General features: G+C 64.9%; 18 protein-coding genes and 1 pseudogene. 7 read left to right on the top strand and 12 right to left on the bottom strand.

The window, feature by feature from the left end:
* Window positions 1-91 precede the first annotated feature (91 nt).
* Window positions 92-568 carry an NUDIX domain-containing protein gene (locus IF809_RS24230; RefSeq protein ID WP_453982448.1) on the bottom strand — a complete coding sequence of 159 codons (477 nt, stop codon included), beginning with the start codon at window positions 566-568 and terminating at the stop codon, window positions 92-94.
* 170 nt (window positions 569-738) lie between these two features.
* The gene (locus IF809_RS24225; protein WP_453982449.1) at window positions 739-1,350 is read right to left on the bottom strand and encodes a TetR/AcrR family transcriptional regulator; all 612 of its coding nucleotides are present in this window, start codon (window positions 1,348-1,350) and stop codon (window positions 739-741) included.
* Between the two features lie 130 nt (window positions 1,351-1,480).
* On the opposite strand from IF809_RS24225, the gene IF809_RS24220 reads away from it, so the two are divergent.
* The 5 genes from IF809_RS24220 to IF809_RS24200 all read left to right on the top strand — a co-directional run bounded on the left by IF809_RS24220 (window position 1,481) and on the right by IF809_RS24200 (window position 10,131).
* Window positions 1,481-2,710: a cytochrome P450 gene (locus tag IF809_RS24220; protein WP_128964746.1), complete on the top strand. Its 1,230-nt coding sequence runs from the start codon at window positions 1,481-1,483 to the stop codon at window positions 2,708-2,710.
* A 144-nt stretch (window positions 2,711-2,854) separates the two neighbouring features.
* Entirely contained in the window at window positions 2,855-6,496 is a 3,642-nt protein-coding gene (locus IF809_RS24215) for an AsmA family protein (protein ID WP_462838751.1), read from the top strand.
* 227 nt (window positions 6,497-6,723) lie between these two features.
* Window positions 6,724-7,848: a DUF2336 domain-containing protein gene (locus IF809_RS24210; protein ID WP_453982452.1), complete on the top strand. Its 1,125-nt coding sequence runs from the start codon at window positions 6,724-6,726 to the stop codon at window positions 7,846-7,848.
* A gap of 25 nt (window positions 7,849-7,873) precedes the next feature.
* Window positions 7,874-8,119, top strand: coding sequence for a hypothetical protein (locus IF809_RS24205; RefSeq protein WP_453982453.1), 246 nt, complete (start codon window positions 7,874-7,876; stop codon window positions 8,117-8,119).
* Window positions 8,120-8,454: 335 nt separating this feature from the next.
* Window positions 8,455-10,131 (top strand): di-heme-cytochrome C peroxidase, encoded by a 1,677-nt coding sequence (locus IF809_RS24200; RefSeq protein ID WP_462838750.1) that lies wholly within the window; start codon window positions 8,455-8,457, stop codon window positions 10,129-10,131.
* A gap of 9 nt (window positions 10,132-10,140) precedes the next feature.
* Here the strand turns inward: IF809_RS24200 and IF809_RS24195 are convergent, their stop codons facing one another.
* A complete protein-coding gene (locus IF809_RS24195; RefSeq protein WP_462838749.1) occupies window positions 10,141-10,980 on the bottom strand; it encodes a class I SAM-dependent methyltransferase in 840 nt (279 codons plus the stop codon).
* Window positions 10,981-11,140: 160 nt separating this feature from the next.
* On the opposite strand from IF809_RS24195, the gene IF809_RS24190 reads away from it, so the two are divergent.
* Window positions 11,141-14,515, top strand: a complete 3,375-nt coding sequence (locus IF809_RS24190) for an AAA family ATPase (RefSeq protein ID WP_462838748.1) — start codon at window positions 11,141-11,143, stop codon at window positions 14,513-14,515.
* Entirely contained in the window at window positions 14,506-15,042 is a 537-nt protein-coding gene (locus tag IF809_RS24185; protein WP_462838747.1) for a sterol desaturase family protein, read from the top strand. Before IF809_RS24190 ends, IF809_RS24185 begins: the two co-directional genes overlap by 10 nt.
* 266 nt (window positions 15,043-15,308) lie before the next feature.
* Here the strand turns inward: IF809_RS24185 and IF809_RS24180 are convergent, their stop codons facing one another.
* The 9 genes and pseudogenes from IF809_RS24180 to IF809_RS24140 all read right to left on the bottom strand — a co-directional run bounded on the left by IF809_RS24180 (window position 15,309) and on the right by IF809_RS24140 (window position 23,255).
* Window positions 15,309-15,671, bottom strand: a complete 363-nt coding sequence (locus IF809_RS24180) for a hypothetical protein (RefSeq protein WP_128964753.1) — start codon at window positions 15,669-15,671, stop codon at window positions 15,309-15,311.
* Between the two features lie 146 nt (window positions 15,672-15,817).
* Complete coding sequence (locus IF809_RS24175) at window positions 15,818-17,524, bottom strand: ATP-binding protein (RefSeq protein WP_462838746.1); 1,707 nt, start codon at window positions 17,522-17,524, stop codon at window positions 15,818-15,820.
* Window positions 17,521-19,035 carry an ATPase domain-containing protein gene (locus IF809_RS24170; RefSeq protein WP_462838745.1) on the bottom strand — a complete coding sequence of 505 codons (1,515 nt, stop codon included), beginning with the start codon at window positions 19,033-19,035 and terminating at the stop codon, window positions 17,521-17,523. Before IF809_RS24170 ends, IF809_RS24175 begins: the two co-directional genes overlap by 4 nt.
* 353 nt (window positions 19,036-19,388) lie before the next feature.
* The gene (locus IF809_RS24165; protein WP_453982459.1) at window positions 19,389-19,622 is read right to left on the bottom strand and encodes a hypothetical protein; all 234 of its coding nucleotides are present in this window, start codon (window positions 19,620-19,622) and stop codon (window positions 19,389-19,391) included.
* Between the two features lie 196 nt (window positions 19,623-19,818).
* Window positions 19,819-20,316, bottom strand: a pseudogene (locus IF809_RS24160) (GNAT family N-acetyltransferase).
* Window positions 20,317-20,532: 216 nt separating this feature from the next.
* Window positions 20,533-22,404: a ferrous iron transporter B gene (gene feoB, locus IF809_RS24155; RefSeq protein WP_128964757.1), complete on the bottom strand. Its 1,872-nt coding sequence runs from the start codon at window positions 22,402-22,404 to the stop codon at window positions 20,533-20,535.
* Window positions 22,405-22,427: 23 nt separating this feature from the next.
* Window positions 22,428-22,703 carry a FeoA family protein gene (locus tag IF809_RS24150; protein ID WP_453982461.1) on the bottom strand — a complete coding sequence of 92 codons (276 nt, stop codon included), beginning with the start codon at window positions 22,701-22,703 and terminating at the stop codon, window positions 22,428-22,430.
* Window positions 22,704-22,815: 112 nt separating this feature from the next.
* Window positions 22,816-23,070: a ribbon-helix-helix domain-containing protein gene (locus IF809_RS24145; RefSeq protein WP_128950354.1), complete on the bottom strand. Its 255-nt coding sequence runs from the start codon at window positions 23,068-23,070 to the stop codon at window positions 22,816-22,818.
* Window positions 23,067-23,255, bottom strand: a complete 189-nt coding sequence (locus IF809_RS24140) for a DUF4169 family protein (RefSeq protein ID WP_453982462.1) — start codon at window positions 23,253-23,255, stop codon at window positions 23,067-23,069. Before IF809_RS24140 ends, IF809_RS24145 begins: the two co-directional genes overlap by 4 nt.
* Window positions 23,256-23,422 lie beyond the last annotated feature (167 nt).

Raw genomic sequence — 23,422 nt, 5'->3', positions numbered from 1 at the left:
CTTGGCTGCGGACAAGGGAAGCTCACGCTGGTGAGGCAGCCATGGGCCAACAGAGGAAGTCGCGGTTGCGGAGCAAATCGCAACGACAACCTCATATCCGAGGCCGTACTGTCTCCAGAGCTTTCAGAGCCTCCACCACCGAATTGTAGATCAATTGGTCATCCGGCTTACGGTTCTCTTTGAGCTTCTCCACGTTCGCGCGATCAACCCAGAGAGCTTCTGATACTTTGTCGGTTTCCAGAGCTGGGTTTGTGAGGTCCCCATCGACGGTCACAATGAACTGTCGTTCTTCGTAGGGTGTCGGCCCATAGCTCCAATACTTTGGTGATATTTCAAGAACGATGTTCTTGAGGTACCAGCCTGTCTCCTCATGTATTTCGCGGCGCAGAGCAGAAGAAACGTCCTCGCCGTCTTCGACGTGCCCGCCGATTAAGTCCCAACACCCGGGAAATAAGCGACGCGTCGATGAGCGCCTTTGCACAAAGACGCGTCCTCGACCATCAACGATCATCGCGTCCGCAATAAGCTGTCTTCTTGGCGGCGTTTCGTCGGTGTCGGAATGCAGCATAAATTAGCCTTTTGAGGCGTCCACTTGAGGCTGACGGCTTGGCCTCAAAGTCCAACCTTTAATTGTGAGGTCCGAGGTCCGCAACGGGTCAAAAGACGAGATGACGAAATTGCCTGCCTTGAGTCTGCTTCATCCGTGGAAACCGACATCCCAAGCTCAAGTATTTGCCTTCAGCTCGGCCCCAGCCCCGTCCTCCGCCGCAGATCCGTGATCGCGCGCAAGAAGCTGTCGGCCGGCGTTGTCTCCGGATCGATCAGCCGGTGCAGGCGAAAGCCGTCTTCCAGCGCCAGCACGACCGCGGCCATCCAGGGTGAATCCAACCTCTCGCCATTCGCTTTACCCTTCAATGTCGCCTCGACGATGTCGGCGATCAGCTTGCGCCGGGCGCGCAGCCGCTTGGCGAGCTCGGGCCGGCGCTTCTCGGCGCGCGCGACGAACAGGATCATCTCGATGTGCAGCAGTGGGGAGCGGGTGAGGGGATCCTGCCGGCCGCGATCCATCGTCTTCAAGGCCGCGATGAAGTCGTCGAGATTGTCGTGCTTCGCCAGGATCTCCATGTTGCGCCGGATCGATTGCTCGACGTGATCCTCCAGCATCGCGAAGATCAGCTCGTCCTTGCTCGCAAAGTTCGAATAGAACGCGCCGCGGGTGAAGCCCGCCTCCGACGCGATCGCCTCGATGCTGGCGCCGCCGATGCCGTCCTGCTCGAACACGCGTGCAGCCGCCTCGAACAGCTTATCGCGCGTGTCGTCCCTGGTCGGTCTGGTTCTCACCCTTGACATCGGCGCAGGGTAGGGCAGAATGCAACTCGATACAATAATGTATCGAGTTGATAATTCACAGGGATGGTTACGCCGGGGCTTCGGGCTGCCTCGCGTATCGTGTCATGCGGCAACCGGTGCGAGGTCCACCATGAACGAGCAAGTGCAACCCGCAGGCGATCCGCTGTTCAATCCGCTGGCACCGGACTTCATCCGCGATCCCTATCCGCATTATGAGCGGCTGCGCACGATCGATCCGATCCATGTGACGCCGTTCGGCCAGTTCGTCGCCAGCCGTCATGCCGACGTGAGCCTGGTGATGCGCGACAAGCGCTTCGGCAAGGACTTTGTCGAGCGCACGACGCGCCGCTATGGCCCCGACATCATGAACGAGCCGGTGTTCCGCAGCATGGGCCACTGGATGCTGCAGGCCGATCCGCCCGATCACACCCGCCTGCGCGGTCTGGTGGTGAAGGCCTTCACCGCCCGCCGCGTCGAGGACATGCGGCCGCGGATTCAGGAAATCGTCGACCAGACGATCGATGCCGTGATCGATCGCGGTCAGATGGACCTGATCGAGGATTTCGCCTTTCGCCTGCCCGTCACCGTGATCTGCGAGATGCTCGGCATCCCCGAGGATCATCGCGAGGTCTTCTACAAGAGCTCGCGCGACGGCGGACGGCTGCTCGATCCCGTCCCCTTGTCTCCTGAGGAGATCGCGAAAGGCAACCAGGCCAACTTGATGGCGCAGATGTACTTCCAGCAGCTGTTCGAGCTGCGCCGTCGTAGTCCCGGCGACGACCTTATCACCCAGCTTGTGCAGGCCGAGGAAGACGGCAACAAGCTCACGAATGAGGAACTGACCGCCAACATCATTCTGCTGTTCGGCGCCGGACACGAGACCACCGTCAATCTGATCGGTAACGGCCTTTTGGCGCTCCACCGCAATCCGGATCAGCTTGCGCTTCTGAAGGCGCGGCCGGACCTGATCACCAACGCGATCGAGGAGTTTCTGCGCTACGATTCCTCGGTGCAGATGACCGGACGCGTCACGCTGGAGGAGATCGACGATCTCGGCGGCAAGAGGGTCCCCAAGGGCGAGAGCGTGCTCTGCCTGCTCGGGTCGGCCAATCGCGATCCCGCTGTTTATCCTGACCGCCCCGACAGGCTCGACATCACCAGGCCCAACGTCCGGCCGCTGTCGTTCGGAGGCGGCATCCACTTCTGCCTGGGCGCCCAATTGGCGCGTATCGAGGCCGAGATCGCCATCGCCACGCTATTGCGGCGGCTGCCCGACTTGCGCATCGACGACGTCGAAAACCCGGAATGGCGGCCGACTTTCGTGCTGCGCGGCCTGAAGCGCCTGCCGGCCAGTTGGTGAAGCCGGACGGGTTAACCTCCGCGCGCAACAGTCGCTGTGACTTCGCCACACTTCCCCCTATATAAGGGGCAGTTCCGGCGCGCCTGAAGCTTGGTTTGTCAGCTTGGGTTTGACCCGGGTGCCGGCTTGGCCGAGGGGAGACCCGTGCAGACGACACTGCTCGGACTGGCGATTGCCTTTATTCTAGCGCTGCTGGCCGCGCTGATCGGGCCTTACTTCGTCGACTGGAACCAGTTTCGGCCCCAGTTCGAGGCGGAAGCGACCCGGATTATCGGCGTGCCCGTGCGCGTTGCGGGCGAGCTCGATGCGCGGCTGCTGCCCACGCCGACGCTGCGCCTGCGCTCTGTCACCTTCGGCGGCAACAACGATCTCGGCCGCCTGCGCGCCGACAAGCTCGATGTCGAGTTCAGCCTGGGCTCGCTGATGCGGGGCGAATGGCGCGCCACCGAGCTTTCGGTCGGCGGCATGGCGGTGGATCTCGGCCTCGACGCCAGGGGCAGGGTCGACCTGCCGTCCACCGCGAACGGCACCTTCAACCTGGCTTCGCTCGCGATCGATCGGCTCAACCTCACCGGCCGCATCGCCCTTCATGACGCCGCCAGCCATTCGACGCTGGAGCTGAACGACATCGTCTTCTCCGGCGACGTGCGCTCGCTCGCAGGCGCGGTGCGGGGCGACGGCAGTTTCGCCGCCGCGGGCACCCGCTATCCGTTCCGGATCTCCTCCGGCCCGAGCGCTGACGGCAGTGCCACCCGCGTTCACCTCAATATCGATCCCGGCGAGCGCGCCGTTCTGGCCGATCTCGAAGGCGTGCTGGCCTTCGACAACCGCCAGCCGAAATTCGACGGTGCGCTGACGCTGGCGGTGCCGCCGGCGAAGAAAGCCGGCGAGGCGGGGCCAACGCCATGGAAGCTCGCCGCGAAACTCAAGGCTGATCCGGCCGGTGCCAAGTTCGACCAGATCGACGCGAGCTTTGGCCCTGAGGACACCGCGCTGAAGGTCGGCGGCGTCGGCGATCTCAGGTTCGGCGCCTCGCCGCTGCTGCGCGCTGTGCTGTCGGCGCGGCAGGTCGATGCCGACAAGCTCGCGGGCCGCGACGATACTGAGCCGCTTCGCATCCTGCCCGCCCTGCGCGCAGGTCTGGCTGCGATCCCGCAGGCGCCGATCCCGGCGCAGATCGAGTTCAACTCCGACCAGATCATGCTGGGCGGCCGTCCGCTCCAGAACATCACGACCGAGCTACAGACCGATGGCCGGTCCTGGACCTTCCAGCGGCTCGAGCTGCGCGCGCCCGGCATGACGCAAGTGTCGCTCAACGGCGCCACGCCCGGCGCCGACAGCTTTAGCGGCCGCCTCAGCGTCGAGTCCTCCGATCCCGATACGCTGGTGGCCTGGCTGCAGGGCCGCAACGAGGTGATCAGGCGCAGCACACGGCCGCTGCGCCTTTCCGGCGAGGTGACGATCGCCGCCAATCATCTCGCAATCGACAAGCTCCAGGCCGAAATCGAAGGCGGCGCGGTCGGGGGCCGCATCGCCTTCGTGCAGACAGGCGCGAGCAAAGGCTCGCGAATCGATGCCGACCTCAAGGCCGACCGTCTCGACCTCGATGCCGCCGCGAGCTTTGTCCGCGCGCTCGCTGGTCCGCAAGGTGAATGGCCGGACGAGGCAAAGCTCTCGCTCGACATCGGCCGCGCCATCTCGGCGGGCCAGGAGCTGCGGCCGTTCGCGGCCAAGCTCGGCTATGGGCCCGCCTCGCTGTCGCTGGAGCAGTTGCGGTTCGGCCAGGCCAGCGGCGTGACGACGGAGGCGAGCGGCAGCTTTGATCGCACCAAGGCTACCGGCAAGCTCGCGCTGAAATCGTCGGCCAATTCGCTGCGCGATCTCACGGCGCTGCTGGAGCCGATCGCTCCTGCGGTGCGCGCACGCCTCGACGCCATCCCGGCACTGTCGGGCGCGACGCGCCTGACGCTCAATCTCAGCCTCGACAAGAACGCCGAACATGCCGATCGCAGCGACGCGCGCGTCGTGTTCGATCTCGATGCGCCGCAGCTCAAGGCCTCCGCCACGCTTGCCGCGCAGATGCCGGTCGGGGCCGTTAACGGCCTCGACATGGACCGTTTACGTAACAGCGACTTCACGCTGGACTCGAAAGTATCGACGCCGCAGGCGAACGCATTGTTGGCGCTGCTCGGCCTCGATCGCGTGGTCGCGGCCGGCGAGGGCGTCTCACAGATCGAAGGCAAGTTGAGCGGCGCGTGGCGAAAGCCCTTGCAACTGAACGTCAGGCTCGGTGGCGGCGGGTTGGATGCGGATGCGCAAGGCAGCGTCGAATTGTCGGGGCCGGAGCCGAAGGGCAGCGTGAATCTGCACGTGCGCAACGCCAATCTGGCGCCGCTGCTCGGGACCAATCCCGCCGACAAGTCGATCCAGAAGGTGAGCTTGTCGTCCCGCCTCACGCTGGCAGGCAATCGGTTGAGCTTCGACGATCTCGACAGCGGGGCTCTAGGCTCGCATCTGCGCGGCCATCTCGCCGTGACGCTCGATCAGGAGAGGAGCGTCGAGGGCGAAGTCGGGCTCGACACGCTCGATCTGGCGCCTGCGCTCGCGCTTGCGATCGGCGCCGCCGGGCATGATGGCGGCGAACCGCTGAGTGCGGGCCTCGTCAGCGGCTGGCGCGGCCGAGTCGCCTTCCAGGCCTTGCGCGGCAGCCTGCCCGACGGTATCGAGCTGCGTCCCTTCAGCGGCACGATCAGGAGCGACGGCCAGTCGCTCGCGCTCGATGGGCTCAAGGGCGGCCTCGCCGGCGGCGAGATGACGGCAAGCTTGGACGCGCGCAACGGCGCCAATGGTCTGGCGCTGAACGCGCATCTCGATCTCACCAATGTCGATGCGGCCTCGCTGCGCTACCGTGATCTGGCGCTGCCCAGGGGGCGCGCGTCGGTGCAGATGGCGCTGACGAGCCAGGGCCGCAGCGTCTCGGCACTGACGGGCGCGCTTGCCGGCAACGGCACCGTGACGCTGGACTCGGTCGAGATCAGCGGCCTCAATCCGCGCGCCTTCGAGATCGCCATCCGCGCCAGCGACAGCGGTCAGGTCCCCGATGACGTCAAGCTGCGGCAGCTGGTCGAGCCCGCATTGTCGGCTCCCATTACGGTCCCCTCGGCCCAGATCGCCTTCACGATCCGCGACGGCCGGCTGCGCGTCGGCGCGACGCCGCTGGAAGCGAAGAACGCGCGTGCCATCGTCTCAGGCGGTTACGACATTCCCGCCGACCAGGCCGACATCCGCGCCAGCCTGACACCGATCATGACCGGCCTCTCCGGCGCGCCGCCGGAGATCCAGCTGTTCGCGGCAGGTCCGCCCGACAAGCTCAGCCGCACCGTCGATCTCACGCCGCTGTCGTCGTGGCTAGCGGTGCGCACCATCGATCGCGAGACGCGAAGGCTCGATGCCATCGAACGCGGCGAGCCGCCGCCGGCGACGGCCGCGCTGCCGACGCTGGTCTCGCCCGAGCCCGCGCCGGAGCCGGCGCTGACCGACGTGCCGATGCCCGGCCGCGATCCGCGCCGCACAGCGCCGAAGGTGAAGGTCGAGCCCAAGGCTGAGTCAAAGACTGCACCGACGCCGAGGGCGCCGCAGGCCGCGCCGGCCGTGCCGACCCCGCCGCTGGCAAGCCAGCAGGCCGCGCCCCTGCCGCCGCCGATCGACGTGCGGCCCGCCCCGGGCTCGCCGCCCGCCAAGCCCCGGCCGAAGCCGCCGCTGGTCCTGACGCCGCAGAATCCGTAAGGCGGCTCGACTCGGTGTCCGCCTCTCGCTCCGCGAGAGGTGAGCGGCTTACGCTTCCGTAACCACACTCGCTCGCATTTGACCGAAATCTCGTCGGCAAAACTGATGTGACGGTTTTACTGGATTCTCGCGTTTGTTCCCTAGTGTCGGCTCCCAGAGGAATCCGAGAGTCCTGCCCGTACAGGCAGGATGGCGCCAAAGAACTTCCAAGAACTGGGGTTATCGAGATGGACGGGGCGAAGACGCTTCTACAGGATCTGGACGACGCAATCGCGCGCGGCACCGACGAAAGCCGGGCCAAGGCGCTGTGGCATGCGACCGATCTGTTGATCACCGGTCGCTACGTCGACGACGAGATCAGCATGTTCGGCGAGGTCATCGGCCGGCTGGCCGACGAGATCGAGGTCGCCGCGCGGGCGCAGCTCTCCGAATTGATGGCGGGCTGCGATCATGCCCCGCTCAATGTCATCGAGAAGCTCGCTCTTGACGACGAGATCGCAGTCGCCGGCCCCGTGCTGCGCGACTCGAACCGCATCGGCGAGAAGGTTCTGGTCGAGAGCGCGATGACCAAGGGCCAGGCGCATCTGCTCGCGATCTCTCAGCGTGAGGCGATCGGCGAGGCCGTGACCGACGTGCTCGTCAAGCGTGGTAACCAGGAGGTTGTCACCTCGGTCGCCCGGAACGAGGGCGCGCGCTTCTCCGGCTCGGGCCTGCTGCACATGGTCCGCCGCGCCGAGGGCGATTCCATCCTCGCCGAGCAGCTCGGCCTGCGCAAGGACGTGCCGCGCCACATCTTCCAGCAGCTCATCTCCAAGGCCTCGGAAGACGTCCGCCGCCGGCTCGAGACCGAGCGCCCCGAAATGATGTCGCAGATCCAGAGCTCGGTGACCGAGGTCACCGGCGATCTGCAGTCCAAGTTCGGCCCGTCCTCGCGCAGCTATTTCGTCGCCAAGCGCGTGGTGACGACGCAGTACCGGCAGGGCAATCTCAACCAGGACTCGATCTCGAACTATGCGCGCCAGCACCGCTTCGACGAGGTGCAGATCGGCCTGTCGCTGCTGTCGTCGCTGCCGGTCGACGTGATCGAGCGCGCGCTGATGGACCGCAACCGCGAGATGATCCTGGTGCTGTGCAAGGCGCTCGACTTCTCCTGGGACACGACGATGTCGCTGCTGTTCCTCGGCGCCAAGGACCACCTGATCACCGCGCGCGAGCTGCACGACAACGAGCGCGATTTCAACCGGCTCAAGATCGAGACCTCGCGCAGCATCTTGAAGTTCTACCAGTCGCGCAAGAACAGCGCCGGCGCCGATCCCGCGACGGGTCGCCAGGCTGAGCTCCAGGTTCACTGAACGGGACATCGAGGGAGTATTTGCAATGTTGCCTCAATTCGGCACCGCAGTTCGCAAGAACAAGAGCCTCACCAAGACCCTCGTCGCCGAGCCGGGCGGATCGGCTCCGGAGAAGGCCACGGTCGACGCCGCATGGCTCGTGCTGGAAGCCGCCAACGACCTCGGCGACCACGCCGCGATCGACGCCTGCCGGCGCGTCATCGATGCCGAACTGAACGGCACGGTGCCGGGCAGCGCGGATACCGAGCTCGTGCTGGGGTATTTCCGGTAAGACCAGAGCCGCCGGCCGCGCCCGTCGCGCGCCGGTCGGCCACAGCCCATCTCTACCTTTGCGCTTATTTCCGGCATGATGTAGCCTCCACTTGCGGTCGTCGAACGGTGGCCGCGGGCAATGGGGTTCGGAGCGGTCGCTATGGGGCGGCGTGGCTTCCTTGTTGATGGTTTGGCGCGGGCGCGCGGGCCTGCGCGTAGTCGTTTGCATGAAAATTTCTGGAACGCCTCCGGTGCTGCACGCAGCGCCATCGGTGGCGCACGATTGCTGATTGCCTGGTAGTGACGGCACTGACGCCGTCACGATTGAAAGCTTCACGTTGATTGGAGCGGATCATGAATTTTGATGTGCGCGTCCCGTTGATCGCCGTCGTGTCCCTTCTCGCCACCGTCATCGCCGTATCGGCTGAAGACAAGCCCGCGCCGGGGGCTCCCGTCCATCTGCAACAGGGCTGGAGCGAGGAGACCGCCGATCGCTGGCATTTCATCTCGCAGGGAACGGCGCTGATCCCCTATGAATGGTTTGTCGCGCTGGAGCAGCCGGGGCAGCCGCCCGGGCAAACCGCCCTGATCAAGGCGCCCGAGAATCTGCAGCGGCTGGGTTTCCTCCCCGAGCCCGCCAGCGCCACCAATCCGGATGGTCTGGCGATCGGTCTCTACAGCACCCCCGTGGATATTCCCGACGGACGGCATGCGTGCTGGAAAGGCAACTGGCTCGGCCTCGGCTGCGCGGGCTGTCACACCGGGCAGGTCAGCTACCGCGGCCAGCAGATCCGGATCGAGGGCGGCCCGTCCCACATCGATATCGACGCCTTCGTCGAACAACTGGTCGGCTCGATCGGCGCGGTCCTGCAGAATCAGGACGGCGCCGCACAGCGCTTCATGGCGCGGGTGAAGGCGCCGCCGGCCGACGTGCAGAGCGGATTGCAGTGTTTCGGCGGCGTGTTGCAGGCGGCCGCGAAATTCAACCAGGTGGTCGGTGCGAACTCCGGCGATACGGCGGGCGGGGCGGGCAGGCTGGATGCGCATGGCGCCGGCCTGAACCAGCTGCTCGCCGGGCCCTTCAGGCTCATGACCGATCCGGCGGACATCGGCGAGACCAGGAACTACGCGCACCTGACCGCGCCGGTGCGCTATCCGGCGCTGTGGGATACGCCGCGGTTCAACTGGGTGCTGTACAACGCCTCGATCCGTCAGCCGCTGACACGCAACATCGTCGAGGCGCTCGGCGTGCTCGCGCCGATCAAGCATGACGCGACGATGATCGGACCCGACGTGATGCACGGCATCCAGATGGAGAATGTGGTGTGGGGACAGCGCAAGCTGATGGACCTGCGCTCTCCGCGCTGGCCGGAAGCCGTCCTCGGTGCGCTCGACCCGAAGCGGGCGCTGCGCGGCCAGCTCGTCTATGTCAGCGCCTGCGCGAACTGCCACGATGCCGCCCCCACCGAAGCGGCGTCGGGCGCGTGCAGCGAGATCCAGATCCCGCTGGTCGATCTCCGCAAGATCGACACCGATCCCGAGCAGGCGACGACGTTCAACAGACGCAAGATCGCGCTGTCGAAGATCGGCGGCCCCGATGCGATGTCCAACTACAAGGCGGCCGAGGTGCTGACCGGAAACATTGCCGCGCTGTGGATTGCTCGCTCGAAGGACAACGCGGCCAGTGCCGCCGAGATCAATTGCGGCCGTCCCAACCAGTTCAGGGCGCCGCTCGCCTACCGGGCAAGGCCGCTCAACGGCATCTGGGCGATGGCGCCCTACCTGCACAACGGCTCGGTGCCGTCGCTGAACGATCTGCTGCTGCCGCCGAGCCAGCGGCCGAAGACCTTCTATGTCGGCAATTGGGAGTTCAACCCTGACATCGTGGGATACGACATGAAGGTGCAGACGCCGGGCGCATTCCTGTTCGACACGAGCGTCCGCGGCAATTCGAATGCCGGGCATACTTACGGAACTGATATGACCGAGGACGACCGCAAGGCGCTGATCGAATATCTCAAGACGCTCTGAGTGGCCGCATCAATCCTTGCGGCAGGTGAAGCTGTAATAGGGGCAGGTGCCGTTCGCGAAGGACGCATGCAATTGCGTACCCGGAATGCCTGCGAATTCGTGCGAGACGCCGAGCAGTACGCGCGGCACGATCTCGTCCGCCAGCGCTGTCCGTCGCGCACCGTCCAGCTCCAGCGCGCGCGCCACATTGGCGGTGATGTCGTCCTCGTGCACGAGGCGCAAGCGCGACTTCGCCAGAGCCTCGCGCGGAAAGACGTCCTTCGACCGGTCTTCGAAGCACGCCATCAGGAACGCGCCGCCCGGCCTCAGCACGCGGTGGACTTCATCCAGAAAGCGTCCCATGTCGCCGTAATGCTGCGCGCTTTCGACGTTGACCACGACGTCGAAATTCTCGTCCGCGAACGGCAGGCTGAGCGCATCGCCGACGCGGAATGCGAGATTGTCCTGGTCGGCATAGCGCGCCTTGTTGAAGCGGATCGCCGGCTTGCAGATGTCGAGCCCGGTGTAGCTCTTCGGGTGGAGATAGCGCGCGATGTAGGATGCTCCGCCGCCACGGCCGCATCCGACCTCCAGCACGTCCTTGCCGGCGATCGCAGCCCCCGACGCGACATGATGATAGAGCTGGATCGCGTAGCGATCGGGCTCGTCGGCGGCCTGCAGTTCGACTTGCTCTCCGTTCAGCGAGGCATAGCCGTAATTGAGGAAGCGGATGGCGGCATCCCTGTCGAGGTTGCTCAGCAGGGAGTACCAGGCGTTGGTGAAAAGATGGCGCGCGGCGCGCGAATAAAACAGTTTGACGACGGCCTGATGGATCGGGCTTGCCGCTGTCGGATACGGATCCTGCTTCACGGATGAATACTCTCACGCGAAAATGGGGAACGCTTCCACCATCGAGCATGGGCCAGTGCCTGCGATGCGTCAACAATGGCGACGCTTGCCTGCCACGATTGACTTCATTCCGACGGGAGATATATCCTAGGTTTAGTACGGATAATGCTGGACCCGCGTGATGACTGGGCAGGTTGCTGCCTGGTTGGAGAAGGTCGGCCTCCCTCAATACCTGAAGTCCTTTTCCGACCACGGCATTGATTTCGATATTCTTTCCGAAATTACGGATCGCGATCTCGCGACCATGGGCGTCGTGCTCGGGCATCGGCGCCGGCTGCTGCGTTCGATTGCAGAGCTGGACGTTCCGAAAGCGCGCCTCGGCGTGCCTGAGATCGATGCCGGTGCCGAGCGCCGCCAACTCACGATCATGTTCTGCGATCTGGTCGGCTCGACTGCACTGTCGCAGCAGTTCGATCCCGAGGAGATGCGCGAGATTCTGCAAGCCTATCGCGAGGCCGCGACCGCGGTCATTGCGAGCTATGACGGCATCGTCTCGCGCCTGGTGGGCGACGGCATCCTGTCGTATTTCGGCTATCCGGCCGCGCATGAGGACGATGCCGAGCGCGCCGTCCGCGCCGGTCTCGAGATCACGGCCGCCGTGCAGGCGATCGATATCCAGCCGGGCTTGCGGCTGGAGGTGCGGATCGGCATCGCCACCGGGCTCGTCGTGGTCGGCGATCTCATCGCAAAGGGCGCCTCCAGCCGGCTGGAGGTGATCGGCGAGACGCCGAACCTTGCGGCGCGGATGCAGGCCTTTGCCGAGCCCGGATGCGTCATCATCGCGGCTTCGACGCGGCGCCTGATCGGCAATCTGTTCGAGCTGCGCGAGCTCGGCACCCGCGCGATCAAGGGATTTGGCGAGCCGGTCGAAGTCTGGGCGGTGGATCGTCCATCGCCGCTTGCGAGCCGCTTCGAAGCCTATCACTCCGCGCGCCTTGCCGGCTTCGTCGGCCGCGAGCACGAGCTCGCGCGCTTGGCCGAATGCAAGCAGCGGGCCTGGCGCGGCCAGGGCCAGGTCGTGCTGATTTCAGGCGAGCCCGGCATCGGCAAGTCGCGGCTATCGGAGCATTTCCTCCATGAGCGGATCGGCGCGGAGCCGCACGTCCTGCTGCGCTATCAATGCTCGCCGCATCATCGCGCCAGCGCGCTCTATCCCGTCATCACGCAGCTCCAGCGCGCGGCGAAGATCGCTGCAGGCGACAGCAATGCACAACGGCTGCGCAAGCTCGAAGCGCTGCTCGGGCGCAGCGACCTGAAGGCGCCGGCGCTGGTGCCGCTGTTTGCGGATGTGTTGTCGATCGCCACCGACGGACGCTATCCGCCGCTGGACTGGACGCCGCAGCAATTGCGGCGCAACACGCTGGCCGCGCTGATGCAGCGCCTGCAGCGCCTCAGCGCCGAGGCGCCGGTGGTCTGCATCGTCGAGGATTTGCACTGGGCGGATGCGACCTCGCTCGAACTGCTCCATCTTGCGGTCAGGCTGGCCGACCAGCTTCGCCTGCTGCTCGTCCTGACGTTCCGCGACGACTTCACGCTGCCGTGGATGGGGCCGGCGAATTTGACGACGCTGGAGCTCGGGCGTCTCAAGGAGGTCGACGTCGAGCGCATGGTCGCGGACCTGATCGGAAGCCGCGCGGTTCCGTCCGAGCTGGTGAGGCAGATTGCGACGCGGACCGACGGCATCCCGCTGTTCGTCGAGGAGCTGACGCGTACCGTGCTCGAGATCGGCGTCCTCGAAAAGGCGGCCGGCGGCCGCTACCGGATCGCCGGCAGCCTGCCCATCCCTACGACGCTGCAGGATTCGCTGATGGCGCGGCTCGACCGGCTCGGACCTGCCAAGGAGGTGGCGCAGATCTGCGCCGTCATCGGCCGCGAATTCTCCGACGAGCTGCTGCGCGCCATCGCCGACAAGGAGGATGCGGAGATCGACGCCCGGCTTGCCCAGCTCGAAGGCGCCGAGCTGATCTTCCGCAACAGGTCCGCGGGAGACGGCGCCTATGTGTTCAAACACGCGCTGGTGCAGGACACCGCCTATGAGAGCTTGCTGAGGAGCAGCCGCCGGCGATTGCACGAGCGGATCGCGGCCGTTCTCCAGGAGAAGTTCCCGGAGGTCGCCGCCGCGGCGCCCGAAATCGCCGCGCATCACTTCACGCAGGCCGGTCTCGTCGAGGACGCGGTCGAATGGTGGGGCAAGGCCGGCGATCGATCCTTGCGCAGCTCGGCCTATCCCGAGGCGATCGCGCATCTGACCAAGGCCATCGGCCTTGCAGAAGGCCTGAGCGAAAGCCCGGCAGGGCAGAGCCGCCGGCTGCAATTGCAGATCGCCTATGGCAACGCGCTGATCGCCACACGCGGCTATGGCGCGCCGGAGACGTCGGTCGCTTTCGCCCGTGCGCGCGAGCTTGCCTCCGGGCTCAAGGGCGCGCCCGAGCGGTTCGCCGCGACTTACGGCCTGTGGGTCGGAAGCCTCGTTCGCAGCGAGCTCGGATCCATGCAGGAGCTCGCGCAGGCGTTCCTGCACGACACCGCCGACCGGCCCGATGCGCCGGAGGCGGGGATCGCCCATCGCGTCTGCGGCATGACCCGCTGGTTCGAAGGCAATTTCGTCGACGCCAGGCAGCACCTCGAGCAGGCGCTCACGATCTACCGCGACGAGCATGATCGCAATCTCGCGTTCCTGTACGGCCACGATTGCGGCATCGCGGCGGCGATCTACCTTGCGCTGGTGTTGTGGCCGCTCGGCGAGGTCGATCGCGCCGGGCAACTGGCGCAGCAGGCGATCCGCCGTGCGGCGGAGAGCGGCCATGTGGCGACCATGGTGTACACGCATTTCCACAAGATCGTGCTGGAGGCGATGCGCGGCAACCCTGAGGGCGCGAGGCCTCATGTCGATGCCGTGATCGAGCTCAGCCGCGAGCACGGCCTTCTGCTCTACGCGCGCACCGGCAAATTCTGGAACGGCTGGATCCGTTGCCATCTCGGCGAGCCGGCAGCCGGGCTGCAGGAGATGGAGGAGTCCATCGCGCTGCCGCTGGTCGGAAAGATGGCGACCGGGCTCTACGTGCCCTTGACCTGGACGCTGCTGGCGGAAGCAAAGGCGTGCGAAGGACGGTTCGACGAGGCGCTCGCGATCCTCGACGAACAGCTCCTCGAAGTGGAGCGGACGGGACAGCAATGGTTCACCGCGGAGATCCAGCGGCGGCGTGGCGAATTGCTGCTGCGCAAGGATCCCATCGATATCGTTGCCGCGGAGACGGCCTTCACGCGCGCCATCGAGACCGCGCGGGCGCAGAAGACCGTGACGTTCGAGCTGCGCGCCGCGCTCTCGCTTGCCAGGCTCTATCAGGCGAGCGGAACGGATGCGCAGGCGCGAAGTGTGCTCGGTCCGGTGATCGGACTGTTCGATGACGCACAGGAATTGCCGGAGATTTTCGAAGCACGGGCGGCCATGGAGCGGTCCAGCCAGACAAGCCCATGCGCAATCCCATGCGACTGAAAACCTTCTTGTACTTTGCCGACTTCGTATTCTATCCCCTCGCAAGCGCTGCGCTGGTCGCGGTCGCGTTGCTCTTGAAGCAGCCGCCGCGCTGGGATGAGGCGGCGGTCGGCTTTGCGTGCGGGCTGCTGCTCTGGAGCCTCGCCGAATACGTGATTCACCGCTTCGCCCTGCATGGTCCGGCCCATCTCGCCGCGCTGCACGACATGCATCATGCCGATCCGCGCGCGCTCGTGGGCTCGCCGCTCTGGCTGAGCCTGGGCTCGATCTGCCTGGGATCGCTGCTGCCGGTGTGGCTGCTGGTCGGGTTTGGATCCGCCTGCACCGTCACGGCGGGACTGATGCTGGGCTATATCTATTTCGGCGCGCTTCACCATGTCATTCACCATCATCGCCTGAAGCGCGGCAGCTATCTCTGGCGCCTCAAGCGCCGCCACACGCGTCATCACTACGGCAAGACGCCGTGCAATTTCGGCGTCGTCACCAGCATCTGGGACCGCGTCTTCGGAACGTATTGTCCTGAGTGAGTGCGCCGCCCTCATTGAAGTGCGGCCGGACGATGCCGCGGCCATTATAGAGTGCGCTATGATTTCTGCGCGCCGTCTGTTCATTCGGGGGAGGTGCTCGTTTCACCTCTCCCGAAGGGAGAGGTCGGATCGCATCGATGGATGCGATCCGGGTGAGGGGTTACAGTCCCACCGGTTGCCGCGGCCCCTCACCCGGATCGCACTGGACGATGCGTCGCATCGTGACGCGCAATCCGACCTCTCCGCACCGGGCAGAGGTGAAGCGGTCAGCCGCAATTCCAGATCGCGCCGATCGGCGTGCGCGTCCAGCACGGACCGAAGCTGCCGCCATTGTAGCGGGGGCCGCCGAAGCCGGGCCGGCCGAAATAGTGCCATTCGCCGTCGAAGTAGCGGTAATAGACTGGCACGGGATCGATATACCAGGGACGCTGGTTCTCACGCGCGTAACGCCGAAACCCGTTCTTCTGTGCGTAGATCGGCTGGCTGTTGCTCAGCGGCTGGCGATAGCCCGGCAGGAAGCCGTAGCCGTGCCAGGCCTGCGAGGGCTTCTTGTGAGCGGACGCGGCCGGCGCAGCGACGGGCAGCAGCGACAGAATGGCAGCAACAAAAAGACACAAAAGGCGCGACATGCACCGACCATAGAGAATCGATGGCGGGAAAGCCATTCAAATTCGAGTGGGCAAATTCGAGTGGGATTGATTTTGCAATTCAAAGGATGGTCGCAGGAGTCTGCGCCGACTGCGACACGACGTCGTCGCAACGCGCGACGCGGCGCTCAGCAGGAATTGGACCGTTTGGCCGCAGCATCGAGCCGCAGGCCTGACCTTGCCGCGGACAAGGCCGCGGCCAGCTCTTCGAGTTGGTAGGGCTTGGGCAGGATCTGGATGCCCGCATTCTGTGCCTCGTGCACCGAGGCTTCGGCATAACCGCTGGTCAGCAGCACGGGAATGTCGCTGCGTCGCCGCTTGATCTCCCGCGCGAGCTCGACCCCGTTCATGCCGCCGGGCATCATGATATCGGAGAAAATCACATCGACGGGGCGGCCATCGGCCAAAGCACCGAGCGCAGCGGCCGCGCTGGCGGCGCGCGTCACGCCGTAACCGAGCTGAGCGAGCATCTCGCCGACCAGCGCCGCAACCTCCTCGTCGTCCTCGACCAGGAGAACCTGGCCCTGATCGTTCTTCTTGGGCCGTGCCTTGTTGAAGTCGATGAGGTGCCGGTGCTTCGAAGGGATATCTTCGGAGCGCGGCAAGTACAGCTCGATGGCGGTGCCCTGGCCCAGCTGCGATTTGATGCGAACCGTTCCGCGCGACTGGGTCGCAAAGCCATGGACCTGCGCGAGCCCGAGGCCGGAGCCCTTGCCGATCTCCTTCGTCGTGAAAAAGGGTTCGAAGACACGGGATAGGATTTCCGGAGGCATGCCGACGCCGGTGTCGACGACGGATAGGCGGACGTAGTCTCCCGAGATCTCCTCCTCGCTCACGTCGGGCAGGTTCTCGCCGCGCACGACGATCGTGCCGCCATTGGGCATGGCATCGCGGGCGTTGACGGCCAGATTGAGAATGACCAGTTCGAGCTCCCCGGGATCGACCTCCACCGGCCAGAGCTGATCTGGAAAATCGAACTCGACATGAACGTCGCCTCGCAGGCTTCGATCGAGCAATTCACGCATTCCGCCGATCTGCATGGCAACGTCGACGGGCTCGGGGCGAAGCGTCTGGCGGCGAGAGAACGCCAGCAGCTGCCTGGTCAGGCTGGCACCGCGTTGCGCGGCCTGGATCATCCCGTCCATGAGGCGGCGCCTGCGGTTCGGATCGGTCTGGCGGTCGAGCATGTCGAGCCCGCCCGATATCACCATCAGCAGGTTGTTGAAGTCATGAGCCACGCCGCCGGTGAGCTGACCGATCGCTTCGATCTTCTGGGCCTGGCGGAGGGTTTCCTCCACGCGTGCCCGCTCCTCCATTTCCAGGCGCAACTGCTCGTTGGTCTCTGCCAGCGCGCGCGTCCGCTCGGCCACGAGTTTTTCGAGCTCCTGAGCGATCTGCTCGCGCGCGGCGAGCAGGGTGCGGATCTCGTATTGACGTCGCCGGGCGCGCAACGCCGATTGCACGGCGCTGGTCAGCGTCATCGGCTGCACCGGCCGTTCGAGCAGTGAAACGTTGCGCAGAAGCGAGACGATACTGCGGCGCCAGGCCACAACCGCCGGCTGGTCGCGATGGCTGGTCAGGACGACGAAGGGTAGATCGGACCAGGGCGGCTGGCTCTCGATCCATTGTGCCAGCGGCCCCGTGTCCTTGCCGAACAAGGCTTCTTCGGCGACGAAAACGGCGCCGACGCCATTGACCATCTCGGTGACGAGTTCGGCAAGATCCCGGCAATTGATCGCCTCGAGGTTCGAGCCGCGGAACAGCTCGACCGAGGCAGGCCCGTCCCGTCCAATCGGAGCAAAGACGAGAACCCGTTGATCGTGCGCGCCGCTCATTCAACGGTCCCTTCGGACATCGCCGGGCCGGTATAACGTGGTGTGCCGGAAAAGATGCCGCTGAAATCCCTGAGCGGCGGACCGAGCTTGATACCAGCGCCGGTGAGCCGAAATTCGCGGATCGTATGCTCGTGGTTGCCACTGCGCTTCTTGACCACGGAGAGCGCGCGCCGCACCGTTCCGCCGAGCTCGAAGTAGCGCAGCATCAGCACGGCATCGCTCAAATAGCTGATATCGAGATTGGACTCTGTCGGCCCTACCAAACCGTGTTGAGCAAGGATCAGAATGGTCAGTACCCCCTGCTGGGCCAGATAACTGAGCAGTTCGTGCATCTGCAGGATGAGAAAGCGCTCGTCCGGCATCGCGTTGAGATAGCCGTTCAGACTGTCGATGATGACGATCCGGGCATTGTCGCGCTCGACGCTCTCCCTCACATTGCTGGCGAACTCGCCGGGCGAGAGCTCGGCCGGATCGATTTGCTGGAAGCGGATGCGGCCGGACTCGAGATGATTGTCGAGATCCAGCCCCAAGGTCCTGGCGCGCGCTTCGACCGTGCCGCGGCCTTCGTCGAAGGCGAAGAACACCGCGTGCTCGCCGCGATCGGCTGCCGTGATGGCGTAGGTCAGCGCGAGCGACGATTTACCTACGCCTGCCGCCCCGATGAGAAGCGCGTTCGTGCCGCGCTCCAGGCCACCGCCCAGAAGCTGATCGAGCTCCGGGTTGCCGCTCGATGTGAAATTGCCGAGAAACGATTTGTGATGTTCTGCCGCCACGAGGCGAGGGAAGATCTTGAGGCCGCCCGTTTCGATGATGAAGTCGTGATAGCCGCCGCGAAAGCGGATGCCACGCATCTTCATGACGCGAAGCCGGCGCCGCTCCGCGCCGTAGTCGAGTGCGAGCTGCTCGAGCATGACGACGCCGTGTGCGATCGAATGCAGTTGCAGATCGTCCTGAGCCGAAGACAGGTCGTCGAGCAGGATCACGGTGCAGTTGCGGTTGGTAAAGAAGTGCTTCAAGGCCAGCACCTGTCGCCTGTAGCGCAGCGGGTTCTGGGCGAGGAGCCGAAGTTCGGACAGGCTGTCGAGCACCACGCGGGCGGGGTTGATCCGCTCGACCTCCTTGAAGATCAGACTGGTGGTCTCGCTCAGCTCCACCTCGGCCGGATGAAAAACCGTGAGCTCGCGGTCGGGATCGAGCGTCGTTTCCGGCGGAACCAGCTCGAAGATATCGACGCCGTCCAGAGACCATCCGTGCCGCTGCGCGACCAGGGTCAGTTCACGTTTGGTTTCGGACAGCGAAATGTACAGGACGCGCTCGCCGCCCCGGACACCCCGCAGCAGGAACTGGAGCGCAATGGTGGTCTTGCCGGTTCCCGGCCGTCCCTCATAGAGGTACATCCGGTTGGCGTCGAACCCGCCGCCCAGGATGTCGTCCAGGCCCTCACTGCCGGTCGAAATTCGCGGCAAATCCGTGGGATCGCCGCTTGAAGCTGCTTGAAATGAACCGGTCATTGAACCCCTACGCATTGTGGAAGCCCGCTGTCCGACGTCCAGGGGCCGGGGCTCGAAAAACTGTTGGCCCCCGGAATAGGAACTCTCCAGCGGGGACCGAGTTCCCGGCGGCCGGTGCGGGCTGCCGGGAACAGTAGGCGGAAATGCTTCACGCCTGTCGGTTCACGATTGAACGTAGGGAGTTCGGGGCAGGCAAGACAATGGGTTTTCCGAAATGTGTGCCGCCTGCGTGTCGCAGAGCGGTCTCCGCGTTCTGGTACTCCTCCACGCTGACCTCGGTCGCAGCTGTTTCAGAGGAACGCAAAAAGGCCTCGCCGAAGCGAGGCCTCCCTGTCCCATCGTGCTGGTACGAACTAATCGTCGTCATCCCAGTGATGGCGGCGGATTACGACGCCGCGGTCGTAATCGCGGTCGTGGTGGTACCAGCCATGATGCCAGCCGCGGTCATGTTCATAGATGCGCGCGCGGGGGCCATAGTAGTCACTGTCGCCGCCGACGTAGAAGCCGACGCCCGCCGCGTTGGCGATGGTAGGGGCACCGATTGCGAGCGTCGAGACGGCCGCAAGAGCGTATATCAGCTTTCTCATCTGTTCCTCCTTCCGCATTGTCGGGGAGTCAACGGCTGTCGCGCCGGCCTGTTGCCGGAACGGGCAAGAAACTTTCTTGAATGGGTGTTCATGTTTCGGGCGTTCCATCGTGAGAAAGAACGATGAGGGGTGTCGCGTTCGATCTGGAACGCTTGTATCGGCAGCACCCATGTTGTGCACCGCCGGCATTCGAGCATTACCGCTGGATGCGGTAGATCACGACGTCTTCGCCGTGATGTATCGTGGTCTTCTCCAACAGATAGTTCGATTTTTCCAACACGCGGCGCGAGGCGCCATGTTCGACAAAGACGAGACCGATGAGCGAGGATAAGTCGAGCCGCGACAGCCCAATTTCCGTCAGCGCAACCGCGATCTCGCTCGCAAGCCCCCGGCCCCAGAGATCACGCTTGAACGCGTAGGCAATCTCGGTCTCGTCGACGCCGTCCACGAGGATGCGCCGGATGCCCGCGCGCCCGGCGAACGCGCGGTCCTTCGTGCGCAATGCCTACAGCCCATAACCGTGCTGGTCCCAATGGGCCATGTTGGTCGCGACATAGGCTTTCGTCGTCTCCGCCGAGCGCACCCCGCCGAGAAAGCGGGAGACTTCGGGATCGAGGTGGAGCGCGACGAGATCGGCGAGGTGGCTTTCGTGAAGCCGCTCGGCGGTGAGTCGGTCGGTGCTGAAGTGATCGATGGACACGGATGGCCGCGGTGAAGCTGGTTGCGATCTTGATGCCGCAAGAGCCGACGATGCCATCATGCCAGTGTTTTGCCCGACGCGTCAACGGATTTTCCGAAGTGCACGGCGCGTGTTGCCGTCGCATGGTTTTTGCGCGTGCTAAACCCTTGATCTGACAAACCCCCGTCTACTGTGCATGGGGTTGTTTTCGCAATTTGGGTGTAGGACAGACTATCCCGCGCCGAGCGCAACCGCGACGTTGTAGGTCAGGAGGCTCGCCGCATAGGCCAGCACCAGCATGTAGCTGAAGGTCACGGCCATCCAGGTCCAGCTTCCGGTCTCGCGTCTGATCACGGCGAGCGTGGACGCGCATTGCGGAGCGAAGATGTACCAGGCGAGCATCGACAGGGCGGTTGCAAGCGACCATTTGGTTGCCAGCACCTGGCCGATCTGCTCGGCCGCTTCCTTGCCGCCCTCGATCGCATAGACGGTGCCGAGCGCTGCGACCGCGACCTCGCGTGCCGCCATGCCCGGGATCAGCGCGACCGCGATCTGCCAGTTGAAGCCGACGGGGGCGAGCAGGGGTGCGATCGCCTTGCCGATGATGGCGGCGAGGCTGAAGTCGATCGCAGGCTCGGTCGCGCCTGCCGGTGGCTGCGGGAACGAGGCCAGAAACCAGATCAGCACCATCATCGAGAAGATCGTGGTGCCGGCGCGCTGCAGGAACATCTTGGCGCGGGTGTAGATGCCGATCGCGATCGATTTCAGCCTGGGCACCTTGTAGTCCGGCAGCTCCAGCATGAACGGCGCCGGCGCATAGTCGCGCAGCATGAAGAACTTGATCAGGAACGAGACCACGAGCGCGCTGGTGATGCCGGCGCCGTAGAGGCCGAACATCACGAGGCCCTGCAGGTTGATGAAGCCCCAGACGTCCTTGGCCGGAATGAAGGCCGAGATGATCAGCGTGTAGACCGGGATGCGCGCCGAGCAGGTCATCAGCGGCGCGATCAGAATCGTGGTCAGCCGGTCGCGCTTGTTGTCGATGACGCGCGTCGCCATGATGCCGGGAATGGCGCAGGCAAAGCTCGACAGCAGCGGGATGAAGGCGCGGCCGTGCAGCCCCGCGCCGCCCATGATGCGATCCATCAGGAACGCGGCGCGCGCCATGTAGCCGAAATCTTCCAGCAGCAGGATGAACAGGAAGATGATGATGATCTGCGGCAGGAACACGATGACGCTGCCGACACCGGAGATCACGCCGTTCTGCAGGAAGCTCTGCAACAGGCCGGCGGGCAGGGTGGCATGCACGAACTCGCCGAGCGCATCGAAGCCGGACTGGAGCAGCTCCATCAGCGGCTGCGCCCAGGCGAACACCGCCTGGAACATCACGAAGAGGATCGCGGCGAGCACGACCAGCCCGCCGACCGGGTGCAGCACCACGGCATCGATGCGCGAGGTCAACGTGTCGGGCCTGGCAGGCAGGCTGACGCAATCGGCGATGATGCGGTCGGCCTCGCGCTGGGTGGCGCGCAGCTCGGCGACGCTGAGCGCGCGCCAGCTGTTCTCGGAAGGCTCGGCGGCGAGCTTGGCCGAGATCTCGTCGGTGAGCGCCAGGAGGTCGGCCGTGCCGCCCTTGCGCACCGCGATCGAGGTGACCACGGGCACGCCGAGCTCCTTGGCGAGCCTGTCGACGTCGACCGAGATGCCGCGGCGGCTCGCGATGTCGAACATGTTGAGTACGAGGATCATCGGCCGGCCGGTGCGCTTCAGCTCCAGCAGCAGGCGGATGGTGAGGCGCAGATTGGTGGAATCGGCCACGCACAGCACGAGATCGGGCAAGATCTCGCCGGAGGCCTTGCCGAGCACGAAGTCGCGGGTGATCTCCTCGTCCGGGCTGCGGCCGCGCAGCGAATAGGTGCCGGGCAGGTCGACGACCGAAACCTGGCGTCCCAGAGGCGTGACGAAAAAACCTTCCTTGCGCTCGACGGTGACGCCCGGATAGTTCGCGACCTTCTGCCGGCTGCCGGTCAGGGCATTGAACAGCGACGTCTTGCCGCTGTTTGGCGTGCCCACCAGGGCGACATGCAGAAGAGGTAATTCCATGGATCAGATATCCGGCCGCGATCTCAGGCGACGATGATGGCCATGGCCTCGCGACGGCGCACCGCGATGGTGATGTTGTCGACCCGCACGGCGATCGGATCGCGCCCGACCAGCCCCTCGTGCAGGACCTCGACCCGGGCGCCCTCGACGAAGCCGAGTTCGATCAGCCGGCTCTCGAGCTCGATGTCCGAGAGCGCCGATCCCGCGTCCTTGGCGGAGAGGTGCTGAATGACGCCGGTATAGCCGCGCTGGGCCAGGCCCAGCGGCATCTCGCGGCGCATGTCATGGATGTTGGTCATGCCCTGTATTTTCAATGCAGGGCATTGAGGTCAAGCGCGCGCCCCCGCTGAAACTGCACCTTAGAGCGATTTTAAAGTGCGGATCACGAAGCCGTGGGCGGCGTGCCCGGCGCTACTGCGCCGGGACCTTGTCCGGCTGCATGGCGGCCATGGCGCGGCTCTTGAAGTAATCGAGCACGAACAGACGGATCGCCGAGGACAAATTGCCCTGCTGGCGCGCGCCGTCGATCTCGCCGACGAGCTCGGACAGCGTCATGTTGCGCAGGCCCGAGATTTCCTTCATGCCGTTCCAGAACGCCTCTTCCAGGCTGACGCTGGTCTTGTGGCCGGCGACGACAATCGACCGTTTTACGACGGGCGACTTCATGGCTGCTCCTCGCGATCGATCCGATGCTGGTCCAGATGCGCCTTCGCCTGGTCCGCCTGCTTCTCCGCCGCCGATCGCTCGGCTTTCGTGCGGCCGAACTTCGTTCGGTTGGCGTCCGCCTGCTTCGCCGAGGCTTCCCGCTCGGCGCGCTTCCTGAAACGATTCAGGTTGATGACGTTCCCCATGCCGCGTCTCCATCATCCGATCCTTTCCAGGCAGGATGAAACTAACAGGGGGCCGCTTTGCGCCCCAAAAGAGTTGATCGTCATTCGCTCATCCTCGTCAATCGGCCCCTGGGGCCACCAAACGATGAATTTCACCCGGTGGAGGGGCGGAAAGGCTGCGTAACACG

It is taken from the genome of Bradyrhizobium sp. UFLA06-24 (assembly GCF_054967145.1).
Note: the sequence above shows the minus strand (reverse complement) of the source record. Positions and strands in the feature narration are given on the sequence as shown.